This is a genomic window from Methylomonas sp. LWB (assembly GCF_001856095.1).
GTDB lineage: Bacteria > Pseudomonadota > Gammaproteobacteria > Methylococcales > Methylomonadaceae > Methylomonas > Methylomonas koyamae_A.
This window is the reverse complement of the sequence record NZ_MKMC01000078.1, coordinates 135,203-151,384: the sequence shown is the minus strand read 5'-3', so window position 1 is coordinate 151,384 and position 16,182 is coordinate 135,203. Positions and strand designations below refer to the sequence as shown.

The 16,182-nt window shown below is 60.1% G+C and carries 10 protein-coding genes and 1 pseudogene; 5 read left to right on the top strand and 6 right to left on the bottom strand.

Features of this window, described 5'->3' with window-relative positions; translation table 11 throughout:
* Positions 1–3: 3 nt before the first annotated feature.
* Positions 4–801, bottom strand: a complete 798-nt coding sequence (locus BJL95_RS21470) for a transglutaminase family protein (RefSeq protein ID WP_064026148.1) — start codon at positions 799–801, stop codon at positions 4–6.
* Positions 802–1,154: 353 nt separating this feature from the next.
* Between BJL95_RS21470 and BJL95_RS21465 the strand changes: the two genes are divergently transcribed.
* On the top strand, positions 1,155–1,853 hold the full coding sequence (locus BJL95_RS21465; protein WP_071160675.1) for a 4'-phosphopantetheinyl transferase superfamily protein: 699 nt from the start codon (positions 1,155–1,157) through the stop codon (positions 1,851–1,853).
* A 571-nt stretch (positions 1,854–2,424) separates the two neighbouring features.
* Here BJL95_RS21465 and BJL95_RS21460 read toward each other — a convergent pair.
* From BJL95_RS21460 to BJL95_RS21445, 4 genes and pseudogenes are all read right to left on the bottom strand, one after another.
* A pseudogene (locus BJL95_RS21460) lies at positions 2,425–2,586 on the bottom strand (transposase domain-containing protein); the annotation flags it as partial.
* Between the two features lie 220 nt (positions 2,587–2,806).
* A complete protein-coding gene (locus BJL95_RS21455; RefSeq protein ID WP_071160673.1) occupies positions 2,807–3,937 on the bottom strand; it encodes a hypothetical protein in 1,131 nt (376 codons plus the stop codon).
* Between the two features lie 315 nt (positions 3,938–4,252).
* Positions 4,253–5,539 (bottom strand): hypothetical protein, encoded by a 1,287-nt coding sequence (locus BJL95_RS21450; protein ID WP_071160672.1) that lies wholly within the window; start codon positions 5,537–5,539, stop codon positions 4,253–4,255.
* 289 nt (positions 5,540–5,828) lie between these two features.
* Complete coding sequence (locus BJL95_RS21445) at positions 5,829–9,449, bottom strand: hydantoinase B/oxoprolinase family protein (protein ID WP_071160671.1); 3,621 nt, start codon at positions 9,447–9,449, stop codon at positions 5,829–5,831.
* 153 nt (positions 9,450–9,602) lie between these two features.
* On the opposite strand from BJL95_RS21445, the gene BJL95_RS21440 reads away from it, so the two are divergent.
* On the top strand, positions 9,603–10,385 hold the full coding sequence (locus BJL95_RS21440) for a hypothetical protein (RefSeq protein WP_071160670.1): 783 nt from the start codon (positions 9,603–9,605) through the stop codon (positions 10,383–10,385).
* A gap of 61 nt (positions 10,386–10,446) precedes the next feature.
* Here the strand turns inward: BJL95_RS21440 and BJL95_RS21435 are convergent, their stop codons facing one another.
* On the bottom strand, positions 10,447–11,292 hold the full coding sequence (locus BJL95_RS21435; RefSeq protein WP_071160669.1) for a hypothetical protein: 846 nt from the start codon (positions 11,290–11,292) through the stop codon (positions 10,447–10,449).
* Between the two features lie 378 nt (positions 11,293–11,670).
* On the opposite strand from BJL95_RS21435, the gene BJL95_RS21430 reads away from it, so the two are divergent.
* From BJL95_RS21430 to BJL95_RS21420, 3 genes are read left to right on the top strand one after another with little or no spacing between them, the layout of a single operon-like run.
* Positions 11,671–12,651: a cytochrome-c peroxidase gene (locus BJL95_RS21430; RefSeq protein ID WP_071160668.1), complete on the top strand. Its 981-nt coding sequence runs from the start codon at positions 11,671–11,673 to the stop codon at positions 12,649–12,651.
* The gene (locus BJL95_RS21425; RefSeq protein ID WP_071160667.1) at positions 12,648–14,723 is read left to right on the top strand and encodes a DAHL domain-containing protein; all 2,076 of its coding nucleotides are present in this window, start codon (positions 12,648–12,650) and stop codon (positions 14,721–14,723) included. The genes BJL95_RS21430 and BJL95_RS21425 overlap by 4 nt, the downstream gene beginning before the upstream one ends.
* A complete protein-coding gene (locus BJL95_RS21420; protein ID WP_071160666.1) occupies positions 14,713–16,137 on the top strand; it encodes a sigma-54 dependent transcriptional regulator in 1,425 nt (474 codons plus the stop codon). Before BJL95_RS21425 ends, BJL95_RS21420 begins: the two co-directional genes overlap by 11 nt.
* Positions 16,138–16,182 lie beyond the last annotated feature (45 nt).

The following is a 16,182-nucleotide window of genomic DNA, read 5'->3' as shown; positions in this document are numbered from 1 at the left end:
CCGTCATTCCCGCGCGTTGGCTAAACGCTCGACGCCGACCGCCATCCGGGTTGGAAATAGCGGCGGGCCGAATTGAGTGAATACGGCCACGTCGGCGGCATCGTGACCGTAGGCAACGATCACGCGGCCGCCGCGCGGTTCCCGCTGGGTTGGATCGAAGGCATACCAACGGCCGCCCACATAGGCTTCGAACCAGGCGTGAAAATCCATCGGCCGCAAGCCGTACAGGTAACCGACTACCATCCGCGCCGGGATGCACAGAGCTCGACACAAGGCAATGCCCAGATGCGCTAAATCCCGGCAGACGCCTTCGCCGGCCAGATTGACTTCCACCGCCGAAAGTTGGGACAGGCCGGCCGCCGGATTGAAGCGAATATTGGCGCGCAGCCAGCCATTGACGGCGTCCACTTGGTCGTAGCCCGGCGTGTAACCTCGGACGATCTCTTGCGCTAGGTCGATGAAGCGGTCCGATTCGCAATAGCGCGACGGCAGCAAATAGGTCAAGACCGTGTCGGGCAAGGTTTGCACTTCCTCGAACGGCGCGCCGGGCGCGACGTCGACTTGTTCGGAGGTGCGAATGTCGGCGTTGGTATGGATAGACAGAATCCCCGGCGGCGCGATCAAGCGCTGGCAAAGATTACCGTAACCGTCGGTGTATTCCAGAACCTGAACCGTCGGCTTGATCGTGTAGAACTCGCTGGAAATCCATTGATTCGCGCCGCTACGTGGCCGCAACATTAGAATAAACGGCGTGGGAACGCCAACTTCAAAACAGATGTCGCAACTGGTTCGCAGCCACATGATTCTCGCCCCGTTGGAAATCAATTGAGTCCGCAGTTTACGTGAATGTGCCCGGCACGGATATAGAAACCGATCGGATGACGGTCGAGCGTGCTTAGGCCCCGCGGCAAGCTCCGCGTTTTCAGGTCGTGCGGGTAGGGAATCGCCGCGCGTCGATTTTAACGGCGGCTGGCCGTACAATTTCGGTTTTTGGGCTGTTGGATAACGATGATCGAAACCCTTTTAATCGAGCGGCAAAGCGCTCAGCGGTACAGGCGCAGTCCGGCCGACTCATTGACCTCTAGAAGCAAATCGGCGAGATCGCCAGCGGCGCTCGAAGGGCAGTCGGTATCGCATCGACCCGGCGGGCGCCGATGAACGGCGGCTTCGTTGACGTTTGGCAGGGGCGTTTGGATTTGCCCGAAGCGGTCACGATTCGGCTGGCCGAGGTCTTAAGCGCGGACGAGCGCGCCAGAGCCGCCGCGTTCAAGTTTGCGCATTTGCGCGATCGCTACGTGGTCGGGCGCGGTTTGCTCCGGCAAACCCTGGCCAGCTATACCGGTAGCGATCCGGCCGGATTGCGCTTCCGGGTCGGCGAATTCGGCAAGCCGGCCTTGTCCGGCGGGCCGGGCTTCAATGTCTCGCATACCGCCGACGCCTTATTAATCGCGGTCGCCGACGCGGCCGACATCGGTATCGACATCGAGGCGGTCAAGCCAGCCAGAGATTTGTCCGGCTTGGCGGAACGCTGTTTTTCGGTAGACGAGTATGCGGTTTGGCTGAGCTTGGCGGAGTCCGAGCGCGTCGCGGCGTTTTACCGTTTATGGACCAAGAAAGAAGCCTTCGTCAAGGCAGTCGGTCGCGGAATCGCGCTGGGCGTGGAGCTCTGCGAGTTCGATGTAACGGCGGGCGGCGGGCTGCGCAAGGTGCCGGACGAATACGGACCGGTCGAAGCCTGGCGGGTCGAGGAGCTGGACGCCGGTGCTGATTTTAGCGCGGCGCTGGTCGGCCCGGCCCGGGCCTACCGCTTGCGACGACTGTTGCTGGCCGACGGGTATGGCGGCGGCATTTAATGCGACAACGTCGAACGGGGTGTTATACACAAAACTTGTGGATAACTCTGTAGGCAAGCCGTTTAGTGTGAGGCTAATTTTTTGAAAAATAAAAGAAATGATCAAATTGATCGAATATTGGTCAGCGCCGGGGCTTAAGGCGGAGGGTTTTTGATAAGTTGCTGAAATTTAAAGACTGAAATTGGCCTGTAACCTAGGCCGCATGGCCGATTCGAGTAAGGAGTCGCGATTTTTCCCAGCTTGTGCTCAACATCCTTGGATAAGCGCGAGAAATTCACAAAACTTGTGGATAACGCTGTCGCTAAGTCGTTTATGACGGTGATAAGTCACTGATGCGTATGATTTTCCGTTAAATTGGTTATTTTTTAGACAACTGGTTCATCGGCGGCTATGGTTGTTGACGTGTTCACGGAGGGCTGTGGGGCGTATTCCGATCAATCGCGCCCCCTGTCCCGATACAAATCCGGCCGGATTTTGTCGTTGCGTGCGGTGAGGTAAGGAAGCGCCCGGAATAATTGCACCGCGTCTCGAACGGTGGTAAGCGCCCAAGCGTACCGCTGGTTTAATTCCGCTAGTGGCAATCCATGCCGCCAAAAAGCAATGGCTCGTCGATGCGGCTGTCGGGCCGAGAGGGGAGTTTTTTCAAAGTGTCTTTTAGCCTGGCGCTAGGATCGACACCATTGAGTTTGACGGTGCCGAGCAGGGTTTTAATGTCGGCGGCACGTTGGCCGGCATCGACGCAAAACGTCACGATATTTTCATCGCAAGAGGGCTATTGGATTCGATCGGGTCCTCGGCATGGACCTTAACCGGACGGCAGCGCAACATCTGTTTGCGCACTTCGGAAGATGCCAGCGGATGAATCCGGGACGCGGTTGGGATGAACGGCTTTTCCCAACCGCGTTTGGTCTAGTGACGTCCGCCGTCCGACGGCCGTCGCCGGGCGGGGTCGGTTATTCGCAGCTCAGCGACGGATCGTTGCAATACGCCACGTTTTCCCACTGGAATGGCTGGGACTTTCTCGGATCGATGGTCAGGCGCAACCACTCCGACGGCGCGGTAGTGGAGCCTTGCACGGTAATACGGGTCAAGTTGGGCACCGCTTGGGTGTGGTGAATCACGCCGGTGGCGCTGCTGGGGTCGGCCAGCGGCCGGTCGGAACCGTAGACGTGCGAATCGCCGTTCAATAACAATACTTGACCACGAAAATCATCCGTTAAGTCGGCCAGTTTTTGCACGATCGGCGTGTAGGCGGAGAGTTCGTTGGTTGTGGCGGTGATGGCGGCCGGGTCCCACATGTCGGCTTGAATCGCGATGACGACGGCGCGGGCATGGTCTTTTTTCGCTTTCTTGAAGGTCGCTTCCAGCCAGCGCAAGTCTGCGGCGGTGCGTTCGGCCACTTCCTGATCCTGAGCGGCTTGATTGGCGAAAGTGCCGGCCCACGGCAGAGTGTCGTTATTCGAGCCAGGTACGTTCAAGGTGGCGAACACGACTTTGCCTTGTTGCCACATCGCGTTTTCGACAAATTGCGCGTCGCTTGGAAAGCTTGGGTCGAAGGCGCGCGCCTGACTGACGACTTGGGCTTCTTTACCTAAGGTAACACCCGGTTTCGCAAAAAACAGTCCGCGCACGCTGGCCAGTTCTTTTAAAGGGTCGCCGCTTTTGAATTGCTTGGATTTTTGGCAATCGGTCCATTCGTTGTCGCCTGGCGTATAGACGACGGGCTTATCGAATTGCTGAAATTGGTAAAAAATCTTTTGGTTGTAGCCCGGATTGGACAGCGGAATCGGCGGCAGGATGTCGGCGCTGGTGCAAGGCATGCTGCCGGCGTGAATGTCGCCGACGTGGATCAAGCGGCTAACCGCCGGGTCGGCGTTCACCGAGTCGATCAATAGATGCGCGTTGTCGAGCAGCAATTTGTTGTACGGCCAATCGCCGATGACCGCGATCGTGACCGGGCGGTCGGCGTTTTCGTCGTCGCGACGGTCGCCGTCGGCATTCGCCGAGGCCGCGAACAGCAGGCCGGCGACGCAGAGCGCCGAAGCGGGTAATAAGCGTTTGACGTGCATGAACAGCGTTTTCATCTGGGATATTCCTTCCTTAAAGTGTTATCGAGGGGTAGACCGATGAGTAGGAGAACGGTTAAAGCTGGTTGATGTCGAGCCGAAGCCGTCACTCCGTCGAATACGGTCTGTATCCGTTCGGGTAACGGATCTCGTCGATAGTAGGCGGGCAATATTGCAAGCAGATGACGGTGTAACCGGCGCCGAACAACGGATGAGAAAAACGGCCGGCAAGCCGCCGCTCGGCGTATCGGTGACGACGCGATGTTGGGACCGATGAAAACGGTTTGGCGCTACAAGCGTTGCCGCGATATGGCGGCAACGCTTGTAGCGGACTTAAGATAGCGGTTTACGTTTCAATCTGACGAATAGCGGTAGGGCCGTCGCGAACAGCGCGGCGCCGCCCGGTAGCGGAACGGCGGTTAAATGATGAACGTCCAAGGTCACTGTTTGGTATTCCGATTGTGGGGTGTAGCCGTCAGTTCTATTCCCGCCGGACCAAAGCGTATACCAGCCCGACTCCAGATACACCGTCATCGTCTCGCTGCTGGGGTCGCTTAGGCCCGAATTGATATGGCTGCCGGTCAGCACTTCGCCGTAGCCGGGGACGGGGAGGTAAGTGTCGGCGCAGTTTGGGCCGTTACAGTCGCCGTTACTGACCGAGGCGATGTAATGCAGCGTGGCGACGTGCGCACCCGCGAAATTCACGTTGTTCAGCGCGGGATCGTGCGAGTCGCCCATGCTCCAGTCGCCGAACGCATCGAATTGGCCCTCGAAGGGATGATTGGGATCGCCGGCGTCGGCAAGGCCGCCGGTCGTCGTGTAATTCAATACGTCCCGGTAGCCGTTGTGCGGCGTGTAGTTTAGTGCGTACCACTGTTCCGGCGTCATATCCGGGAATTGTGCCGCCAACACGGCCAAATTGGCGGCGTTGTATCGATCGCCGCCGCCGACCGCCTGATAGGCCGGGTCTTGTCCGCCTTCGGCAACGATTTGCGAAAAGCTTCGCTGCCAATCGGGATTGGTCAACGAGTTGCCGGCCGCATCGTAATATTGACTGCGTATCGCCGGATCGTTGGGCGCGGCATCGCTTCTGCTGACTCGTGTGACAAAATTATCGAAATGGTCGAAATCGCCGGAGTTCGACGGGTCCGAGCCAACTTCGTCGTGAGACGACGCATACAGTAAGCCACTGTAGAGGCTCATCGCCGGATTCAAGCCGGTGCCGGGGTTGCCGGTTGTAGCGTAATTTGTGACGCTCAGTGTCACGACCGATGGTGCCGCCACGTAAAACACGCCGTCCCAGACCGTTGAAGTGACATTGTGGCTATTTCCCAGTAACGGCCGCGTGCCGTTAAACCAGCCGTCGGTATAGGCCGAATTGTCGCTGAAACAACCGGTGTGCGACGATGTCGCGCACGGGTCGGCGATACCCGAATCGATGTTAACTAAGATTGGGCTGACCGAGTCTGCGCCGTACGCATACTGGAAAGCGCTGATTCCGCCGTTCTCCGGATTGGTGCCGGTGCTGTATTGCGGCGTCAGATTGATGTTGGTGTTATGAGCGAAGGCCGGGCCGCCGATGACTAGGCATAGAGCGATCAGTTGAAATCGACGTTTCATGAAGCTTCCTTTTGTTGAATTAGGGTAGAGTCTCAGCTGACGCAAATTGAATGCCGATAGCGTATTCGTAACGCTCGAATTCAAGAATCTACAGATATTCAATTCGTTAGCGATCGCTCCGCCCTGTACCACGGCCGACTCAGGCTGCCGGGCTTTAGAGAATTTAAGGGATTTGACGCAGGCGCCGCGCGAAATGGCTTAAAGCGTTGCATCGGAATTGTTCGGTGTTTTCGAATTCAGGAGTCTGCTAACGAATGGATGTCGTTCGGGCTTATTGGCACTCGGGGGATCAGGTTTTTCCAAAGCCGCCGCCGCCCGGCGTTTCGATGACTAAGTTGTCGCCGGCTTGGACCTGGACTTCGGCGCGGCCAGGCAGGATTTGTTCGCTGCCGTCGGCGCGTAACAAACGGTTGACGCCAAGGGCGCCCGGTGCGCCGCCGTGCAGCCCGAACGGCGGCAGGCGCCGGTGGCTGGACAGCAGTGAAACCCGCATCGCTTCGCGAAATTCGATGCGGCGAATCGCGCCGTTGCCGCCGCGATATAGTCCGTCGCCGCCGCTGTCGGGGCGTATCGCGAATGCTTGCAGTACCACCGGAAACCGTTGCTCCAAGATTTCCGGGTCGGTGATGCGCGAGTTGGTCATGTGGGTATGCACGGCGTCGGCGCCGTGAAAGCCGGCCCCGGCGCCGGCCCCGCCGCACAAGGTTTCATAATATTGATAATCCTGGTTGCCGAAGGTCAGATTGTTCATCGTGCCTTGCGAGCCGGCCAGCACGCCGAGCGCGCCGTACAGCGCATCGACCACGTATTGCGAGGTTTCGACGTTGCCGGCGACCACGGCGGCCGGCGGGCGCGGATTCAGCAGGCAGCCCTCCGGAATCACGATGTCCAACGGCTTCAGGCAGCCGGCGTTGAGCGGGATGTCGTCGTGCAGCAGCGTGCGAAACACGTACAACACGGCGGCCTTGCACACCGCCGCCGGCGCGTTGAAATTGTCGGCCAGTTGCGGCGAGGTGCCGTTGAAATCGATGCGGGCCGTGCGCGCGGCCCGGTTTACCGTGATCGCGACCGCGATTTTCGCGCCCTGGTCCAGTTCGTATTCGAAACGGCCGTCGGTCAGTGTGGCCAGCAACGCTCGAACGCAGGCTTCGGCATGATCCTGGACATGGCGCATGTAGGCGTTGACTACCGGCAGGGAATAGCCGGCAATCAGCGCGGCCAATTCCTCGGCGCCCTTGCGGTTGGCGGCGATCTGGGCTTGCAGGTCGGCCAGGTTTTGCTCGGGATTGCGGGCCGGATGGCGATGGTCGCACAGCCATGTACGGATCGCGGCTTCCTGAAACTCGCCGCGCGCCAGGATTTTCAGGCCGGCGCTGCAGACGCCTTCATCGTCGATATCGCGGCTGTGGGCCGGCATCGAACCGGGCGAAATGCCGCCGACGTCGGCATGGTGGCCGCGCGAGGCGACGAAGAACAGTAACTCGCGGCCGGCGGCGTCGAACACTGGCGTGACCACGGTGATGTCGGGCAAGTGGGTGCCGCCGGCGTAGGGCGAATTCAGCAAATACGCCTCGTCCGGTTCGAAGCGGCCGGCCCGGTTTCGTAACAGCGCAAGCACGCTTTCGCCCATCGAACCCAGATGCACCGGAATGTGGGGCGCGTTGGCGATCAGGTTGGCGTCGGCGTCGAACAGCGCGCAGGAAAAGTCCAGCCGTTCCTTGATGTTGACCGAATGCGCGGTGTTTTGCAGCACAAAGCCCATCTGTTCGGCGACCGACATGAAGCGCTGGTTGAATATCGCCAGCAACACCGGGTCGGGGCGGGCTAGCATGTCGGGTATTTTTGCCGCGTCGCGGCCGGGTGACGGCTGGTCGCCGGCCGCGGCCGGGCAGGCTTGCAAGAGCAAATCGCCGCCGGCCAGCCGTTGCGCCCGCCAACCGGCTTCGACGACGATGGTCGAGGTCGGCTCCAGCACGACGGCCGGGCCGGTTAGGGTTTGGTCCGCCGCCAGATTTTCGCGTCGGTAGACCGGCGCGGCGCGCCACTCGTCTCGGCTGAATATCCGGGTGAAACTTTCGGGCCGGCCGCCGCGTGGTTCGCTGTCGGCCGGCGCGGCCGGGCTGGGCTGTTCGGCGGCGGCAATGCATTCGACTTCGATCGTGGCGATGCAAATCGGCCGATCCGCGTAACAAAAACCGAAGCGGCGGCGGTAATGTTGTTCGAAATTGGCCAGCACTGCCGGCGCCGGGCCGTATTCGACGCTCAAGGCGGTGTCGGTGCCTTGGTAACGCAAGCTCAGGCGTTTTTCGCGGATCGGCTCCGAGTCGGCAACGCCTTGCTCGCGTAACTCAGCCAAGGCTAAATCCTCCAGGTCCAGAAAATATCGATCCAGTTCGGCGGAATCAATGTTGTCCCAGTGTCGTTCCAACGCCCGTTGTTTCAAGACCCGAAAATCCGCCAAACCCATGCCGTAGGCCGACAATACTCCGGCCAGCGGATGCAGCAACACGCGCGGCATGCCCAGGCGTTCGGCCAGCAAACAGGCGTGCTGGGCGCCGGCGGCGCCGTAGCAACACAAGGCGTATTCGCCGAGGTGATAACCTTTTTGCACCGAGATTTTCTGGATCGCCTCGGCCATGTTTTCGATCGCGACGCTGAGAAAGCCGGCCGCGACTTGCTCCGGGCCACGCCGGTCGCCGGTTTCGCGGTGTATGCGTTCGGCCAATTCGGCAAATAAAGTCTTGACCAAGTCGAGGTCTGGCGGCATATCGCCGTTCGGACCGAACACCGCCGGAAAGTCGGGGAGTTTGCCGAGCAGCAGATTGGCGTCGGTGACGGTTAGCGGACCGCCGCGCCGATAGCAGGCCGGGCCGGGATTGGCGCCGGCCGAGTCCGGGCCGACCCGGTAGCGTTGGCCGTCGAAATGCAGAATCGAGCCGCCGCCGGCGGCGACGGTGTGAATCGCCATCATCGGCACCCGCAGGCGCGCGCCGGCGATTTCGCTGTCGCAGCTCCGCTCCAGTTCGCCGGCATGGTGCGCCACGTCGGTCGAGGTGCCGCCCATGTCGAAGGCGATGATCTTGGACAAACCGGCCCGCCGGGCCACCGCGACCGCGCCGATCAGGCCGCCGGCCGGGCCGGACAAGATGCAGTCCTTACCTTGAAAGTCGGCGGCGCGCACCAGGCCGCCGTTGGATTGCATGAACCACAGTCGGGCGTTTGGGTTGTGGTCGGCCAGACCGCGTTCGACTTGTTCGACGTAACGGCGCAGCACCGGCGACAAGTAAGCGTCCACCACGGTGGTGTCGCCGCGGCCGACCAGTTTCGGCAAGGGACTGACTTGGTGAGACAGCGAAATTTGGCGAAAGCCGACGGCCGCGGCGAGTTCGCCCAACGCTAACTCATGCGCAGGATAACGCCAGGCGTGCATCAACACTATGGCGACCGCGCGCAGGCCTTGCCGGTAAAGGGCTTGCAATTGGGTTTTGGCCCGGTCGCGATCCAGTGCCTGCAATTCGGTGCCGTCGGCGGCGATACGGGCGTCGATTTCGACGACGCAAGCGTATAACGGCTCCGGGCGGCGGATGTCGAGCGCGAAAATATCCGGCCGGTTCTGGTAAGCGATGCGCAAACAGTCGCGGTAGCCTTGGTTGACCAGCAAGGCCAGCGGTTCGCCTCGGCGTTCCAACAAAGCGTTGGTGCCGACCGTCGTGCCCATTTTGACATTGGCGATACGTCGATCGGCCGCGCCGTCCAAAATGTCGCGAATACCTTGCAAGGCCGCGTCCCGATAGCGCTCAGGATGGTCCGACAGCAGTTTGCGGGTGACGATGCCGCCGTCGGCCGAGCAGGCGACGACGTCGGTAAAGGTGCCGCCTCTATCGATCCAGAATTGCCAGCCTGCTGCCATCGAAATCCGCCCAGAAGAAATTGCCGATCAAAAATTGCGTCACTTTATGTGATGATAGTCGGTTTAAGAAAGGGTCCGCCGGCCGGATTCGTCAACGATATGCGGCGAATCCGGCCGGCAGGCGCAATAATAATCACTGGAGAGGGGGAGTGCGTGGAAACTTTGTTCGATATCGCTTTGCTGGCCATTGCGGCGTATGCCGCCAGGGCCTATTTGCTGCTGCCGGAGACGGTGCAGGATAGAGACATCTTTCCGAGCCGGGCGGCGACTTTCGTGACCCGCTTGGTTCGCGAGCAAAACCTTCGCGACGTGCCTGCCGATCGCGCCAAACCGGTTTCGATCGCCAATTCCGCCGCGGAGGCAGATGCGGTGGAGATCGTCGAAAACCCGGTCGCCGAGTTGACAACGGCGATCGAGGAAACCGCCCTTGTCGAGACGCCGGCCAAGCCGGCGACGGTAACCGATGATGTTGAAACGATGGCCGAAGCGGCACCGCGCGTGCCGGAAGACTCCATCTTGAGCCGCCATTATTTCGCGCGACTGCTGGCTGAAAAAGCCGCGCTGGCCAATCCGTATCCGACTGAGTCGGTACTGTGCCGGCACTATCGGCAACGTTTGGACGCGTTGCTTGATCTGAAAGCGTCGGATTCCGAGAGCGCTAGCGACCATGATGTAATTGAAGCAGCGCCCGATTTCGCCGATGAATCGGCGAATCTTGAGCTTGACGATGGCGGCGAGCGGATCGCAAGCCACGCCGGTGCGGGCGTCGGCGTTTCCGTGGTCGCCCCGACCGACTCGGTGTTGAGACGGCATTTTCTGGCGCAGCTACAACGGGAACTTGAGGCCGAATGGCCGGATAGTCCGACCGATTCGGTTTTAAAGCGCCATCGCCAACAGTGGTTGGAAGCGAAAATCGCCGCCCAACTTGGCGAATAATCCGAGCTGATTCGATAGGCCCGCCGGCACCGGATAAGGCGCCGACGGCGCTAGTCTGCGATTAAACCGCTTGCGGCGCGGTTTGTTTACGCTTGCCGGTGCCGAGCAGGCCCAACAAACCGCTCAAAAATAGCCAGGTGGCGCCCGGCAGCGGTACCGCGGAAACGCCGGTCAACGAAAAAGTTTGGTTGAACGTGGTGCCGCCGACAATATCGGTGCCGATCCGCAGCCAGTCGGGGGCCAGGTTTTCATCGCGTATCCAGGATTGCAGATCCGGCGAGAAGGGACCGCTGCCGCCAACGATGGGTTTGGCCGCCGACAACCACAGAAAATTGCCGTTCTTTAATTCCACCTGCGGCACGAAAAAGTAGTGATCGGCGTCCAGCGTAATGGCTCGGCTGAAATCGATACTAACGTTGATTTCTCGACCGCTGACGGTGCCTTCGCCGCCGATGGTTTGGTTCGGTAGCGGGTGAATGCCGTTCAACACCGAGTTGGCGGCGGTGGCGACATCGCCGAGCACGCTGACGTTGTAGCTCAAGCTATTATCGGCCGAACCGCGCGATTCGAATGCGACGTCGGCGGGCGAATTGACCCGGGTTGGGACTCGGCCGGACGGCGGATTGACCGAGTCTTTATCGAAAATCCGGTAAATTTCCACGTTGACGTTGGCAATGTCGGCCAAAGTAGCGCCGTTGGCCAGCAAGCCGGCGAAACTTGCGTGGTTGAGCTGGGTTTTCTCGGCCAGGATGAAATCGTCGGCCGATTCGATCTCCAGGGCCCCGGCTTGGGCGCCGACGGCGATTCTAAAGTCGGGGTCGCCGGTGCTGAAGCTAAAGGCCGAGGCTTCGTAAGATGTTGCGAACAAAGCGGACAAGGTCAGGACGGGAATGAATTTGTGTTGCATGGTCGTTCTCCTAAATTGTAATGAGTCATGATGAGACGGAGTCTCCGATACCGAAACTGCTGACAGCTTCTGGCAATGACTATTGCGAGCAGCGTGCCAAATCTGTTTCAAATAAATTCATTTGTTATTTCATTGACTTGGATTGAAATTGCTTTGAGGGTTTCCGGGGCGGCTCAGCGACGAAAGTTGCGGCGCTTTGGCCCCTATGTTTGGCGGACGCCGGTCGACGCCGGCTGACCTCATGCGTCGGCAAGGTGGACTCGGCAACTTTCGTCGCAGGGGTGTCCGCGGCGGTTTAATCATCGAAGGGGGTAGGGCTGTGCCGATTCGAAGTAACCATCATTCGCCGCATCCGAAAAAGCCAGCGGAGCAGCAAGCGTGAACCGGAAACGGTATCCGGGTATTTTGGCGATAGGCTGGCTCAGTCTCGCTTGCGCGGCTCTGGCGCGGGCGGAAGTACCGCCGACATTGCTGCCGCTGCCGACGACGGTTGGCGGAGATCCAAACCGTATTGCGCTGGGACAGCGTTTGTTTCACGAGCCCAAGCTGTCCGATCAAGCCGCTCGCTCCTGCGCTAGTTGCCACCCGCTCGACCGGGGCGGCATGGACGGCAAGGCTCGCGCGGTATCGGCCGATGGGGCGGCGGTTCTGCGCAATACGCCCAGCTTGTTCAACGTGGCGTTCAATTACTTTTTCAATTGGGACGGCGTCGTGACGACGCTGGAGGCGCATACCGAAAAAGTCATGTTGAATCCCAACATCATGAAGGCCAATTGGCCGGGGGTGATCGCGCGCTTGGCCGGCGCAGCCGATTATGTCGCGGCCTTCGCCAACGCGTATCCCGATGGCTTGACGCCCGCCAACGTCGTCGATGCCGTGACCAGTTTCGAGCGCAGTCTGGTGACGCCGAACGCCCGTTTCGATCGCTTTCTGCGCGGCGACAGCACGGCGTTGAGCGCCGACGAACAACAGGGTTACCGTTTGTTCAACGATCTGGGCTGCGTGGCCTGCCACCAAGGCGTCAATTTGGGCGGCAATTTGTTTCAAAAGTTCGGCGTGTTCGGCGCGCCGCCCAGCGAGACCGATGCCGTCGACGCCGGCCGCTATCTGGTCACCGGCAATCCGAGGGACAACGGCGTGTTTCGCGTGCCCAGTTTGCGTAATGTCGCCGCCACTGCGCCGTATTTTCACGACGGCCGCGCCGCCGATCTGGAGACTGCGGTCAGCACGATGGCCAAATACCAGCTCGGCAAGCCTTTGGCCGAGCGGCAACGCGATTTGCTGGTCAAGTTTCTACATAGTTTGACCGGCGAATATCGGGGCAAATCGTTGCTCGCCGAGCCTTCCGCCAAGCCATGACCGGCTTTTCCTGGAAACCCAGGTTGATCGTCGCCGTCTTGGTCGGTGCGATTACGTATCTTTGGATACAGAGCGCCAACCCGGAACTGGAACGGCGCGATCGCTTGCAGGCGACGCTGCGGATCATCGAATTGCGCGACGCCGAATTGATGCGCGACATCTTGCTGACCAGGGCCGGATTGCTGACCAATTACGACGCATTGACCCGGACCGGCCAATCTCTGCTGAATTTGTCTCGAGGTCTGCGCGACGAGCTGGCGGCTTCGGTAAGCCCCGAGCCGCGCCGGATGGGTGATCTGGCCGGCGCTTTATCGGCCGCGCTGCAAGACCGGCTGACACAAATCGAATATCTGAAATCCGACAATGCCTTGTTGCGTAATTCGGTGATGTCCTTCAACGAGATCGGTAGAAACCTACAGCTAAGCGCCAAGCCGGCCGACAGCGCCAGGCTCACCAATTTGTGGCGGTTGATGGCCGGCTTTTTGGAAAATGCCGGGCCTGAGTCGGCGCGGGAGCTTGAACAGGAGCTGGAGCGTTTATCCGGGCTGAATTCTCAGTCCGACGATTATCAGGTGTTAATTGCCCATGGCCGATTGATTGTCGAGGTTTTGCCCAAGGTCGACGCGGCGTTGCAATCCATCATCGGCCAGCCGATTTTGAGCCGGATCGACGATTTGCAACACGCTTTACACCTCTACGGCGACGGCGCCGAACGGCGCGCTGAACACTTTCGGTTGGCGCTGTATCTGGTGGCGGTGTTGTTGGCGGCTTATCTGTTGTATCAGTTCGCGTTGTTAAGGTCGCATACCTTGGCTTTGCGTAGGACGCACGCCAGTTTGAAACAGGAGATAGGCGAACGCTTGCAGGCGGAGTCCTGGTTGCGGGAAAGCGAAGCCCGCTTGCGGGCTATTACCGATTCGGCGCGCGAAGCGATCGTTTCGGTGGATGCCGGCGGCAACCTCGTTTCCTGGAACCGGGGCGCGGCGTTGATGTTCGGGGAGGCTGCCGAAGAGGCCCTCGGGACGTCGAGCCAACGTTTCTGGATCAATGCGCAGGCGGCGATACAAGCGCAATTGCAAGCGGAAGCCGATGCGACCGACCGGATGATAAATCCAATCACCGAATCGCTTGGAATACGTCGGGACGGTGAGACGTTTCCGATCGAAGTCTCACTTTCCCATTGGACCCGAGGTGAGGAGCGCTTTTCGACCGCGATTATTCGCGACATCAGCGCACGCAGACAATTGGAAGCGGTGGCCAGACAGCAGGAGCTGCAACTGATACAAGCCAACAAAATGACCGCATTGGGTACCTTGGTATCCGGGGTCGCTCACGAAATCAACAACCCCAACCAACTGATTTTGTTGAACGCCGGTTTGCTGGCCGATATTTGGAGCGACGCGCTGGAGATTTTGGACGATCGCTACCGGGCCGGCGGCGAGTTCTCGTTGGCCGGTTTGCCGTATACCGAGTTGCGCGCTAGCGCCGGCGTCTTGATAGACGACATCGGAGACGGTGCCAAACGCATCGAGCGCATCGTGGCCGACCTGAAACATTACGCTCGTCCGCAAACCGAACAGGCCGGCGCCGCATTTTCGCTGAACGAGGCGGTGGAGCGCGCGGTCCGTTTGGTCAAGCACTTGATCGCGCGCAAAACCGGACATTTCGAAATCCGCCTCGATTCGACGCTACCGCCGCTGCAAGGCGACCCGCGGCAGGTGGAACAAGTCGTCGTGAATTTATTGATTAACGGGCTGGACGCTCTCACCGATACCGACCAGACGCTCGGCGTAGCAACCCGCCGGCTGGACGACGAGGGCGAGGTCTGCGTCGAGGTCACGGATCAGGGGGGCGGGATTTCCCCAGAACACATTCAGCAACTGTGCGACCCGTTCTTTACGACCAAGCAAGCGTGCGGCGGTACCGGATTGGGTCTTGCGATCAGCGCTTCGCTGATGCGCGCCCACGGCGGCCGCTTGAACTTTTCGTCCGAACCGGGGCGGGGCACGGTGGCCCAAGCGATTTTTCCGGTTAACTCCAAACCCTGGTCGGCGGCCGAACATGCGGACTAAAGCGTTAAACCCGTTACCGATTTTATTGGTCGACGACGAATCCCAGATACTGCATAGCGCCAGTTTGGTGTTGCGCGGCGCCGGCCATGCCGAGGTATTGACGCTGGACGACAGCCGAGCGGTTTTACCGTTGTTGGCCGAACGGCCGGTTGGTGTGATCGTGCTGGACTTGACGATGCCGCATCTGTCCGGGTTGGCGTTGCTGGCCTCGATTGCCGCCGAATACCCGGAGATCGCCGTGATCGTGATGACCGCCACCAACGATTTGCCAACTGCGGTGGAGTGCATGCGTAACGGCGCCAGCGACTATTTGCTGAAACCGGTCGAGCGCGATTGTTTGGTTGCCGCGGTACGCCGAGCCGTCGAAGCGCGATTGCTGCGAGCCGAGTTGCTGTCGTTGAAGGACTGCTTGCTGGCCAACCAGCCGCATCAACCGGGGCGGTTCGAAGAAATCGTCACCCAAAGTTCGGCGATGTTTGCGATTTTTCGTTACATCGAAGCCGTCGCCGCGTCGCCGCAACCGGTGTTGATCAGCGGCGAAACCGGCACCGGCAAGGAATTGATCGCCCGCGCCCTGCATCGGCAGTCCGGCCGGCCCGGCGAATTGGTGGCGGTGAACGTTGCCGGATTGGACGACAACCTGTTTGCCGACACCTTGTTCGGTCACGCCAAGGGTTCGTTTACCGGAGCGGACCGCGCGCGGGATGGTTTGATCGCCAGTACCGGTGACGGCACGCTGTTTCTGGATGAAATCGGCGACTTGAGCATCGCGTCGCAGGTCAAATTGTTACGCGTGCTGCAGGATGGCTCTTACTATCCGATTGGCGCGGACCGGCCGCGCCAGAGCCGGGCGCGCATCGTGGTCGCCACGCATTGCGACGTCAAGCGCCAAGCCGAACAGGGCGGGTTTCGCAAGGATTTGTACTTCCGGCTGCGCACCCATCATATTCAATTGCCGCCGCTCCGCGAACGCCGCGAGGATTTGCCGCAACTGGCCTTGCATTTTGTCGAGAAAGCGGCGGCCAGCCTGGGCAGACCAGCGCCGAACGTGCCGCCGGCACTGTTTCAATGGTTGGAGAATTACCGTTTTCCGGGCAATATCCGCGAGTTGGAAGGCTTGTTGTTCGATGCGGTCGCTCGCAGTCAGGGTTCGGTGCTATCGTTGCAAAGCGTGAAGGACGCGATCGCCGACGAAGGCTTCGGCAATCGGTCGGGCGACGCCGCCGGCGAATTTGCAGCGCCGGCCGCCGAATATCCGGAGCGCCTGCCGACCTTGAAAGAAGCCGAGGAAGCCTTGATCGGCGAGGCCTTGCGCCGTGCCCAGGGTAATCAGGGCGTTGCCGCCGGCTTGCTGGGTATTAGTCGGCAAGCCCTGAATAAACGTTTGATTCGGCGCGACGCGGATGGCTTTTGACCGGCCGGTTGCCCCGAATGGCGAACCGGCGCGGCCCGGACAAAA

What these genes read in the sequence shown, in the direction of transcription:
- BJL95_RS21470 (WP_064026148.1), bottom strand. Translation starts at nt 801, where the DNA reads ATGTGGCTGCGAACCAGTTGCGACATCTGTTTTGAAGTTGGCGTTCCC.
- BJL95_RS21465 (WP_071160675.1), top strand. Translation starts at nt 1,155, where the DNA reads ATGAACGGCGGCTTCGTTGACGTTTGGCAGGGGCGTTTGGATTTGCCC.
- BJL95_RS21455 (WP_071160673.1), bottom strand. Translation starts at nt 3,937, where the DNA reads ATGAAAACGCTGTTCATGCACGTCAAACGCTTATTACCCGCTTCGGCG.
- BJL95_RS21450 (WP_071160672.1), bottom strand. Translation starts at nt 5,539, where the DNA reads ATGAAACGTCGATTTCAACTGATCGCTCTATGCCTAGTCATCGGCGGC.
- BJL95_RS21445 (WP_071160671.1), bottom strand. Translation starts at nt 9,449, where the DNA reads ATGGCAGCAGGCTGGCAATTCTGGATCGATAGAGGCGGCACCTTTACC.
- BJL95_RS21435 (WP_071160669.1), bottom strand. Translation starts at nt 11,292, where the DNA reads ATGCAACACAAATTCATTCCCGTCCTGACCTTGTCCGCTTTGTTCGCA.
- BJL95_RS21425 (WP_071160667.1), top strand. Translation starts at nt 12,648, where the DNA reads ATGACCGGCTTTTCCTGGAAACCCAGGTTGATCGTCGCCGTCTTGGTC.
- BJL95_RS21420 (WP_071160666.1), top strand. Translation starts at nt 14,713, where the DNA reads ATGCGGACTAAAGCGTTAAACCCGTTACCGATTTTATTGGTCGACGAC.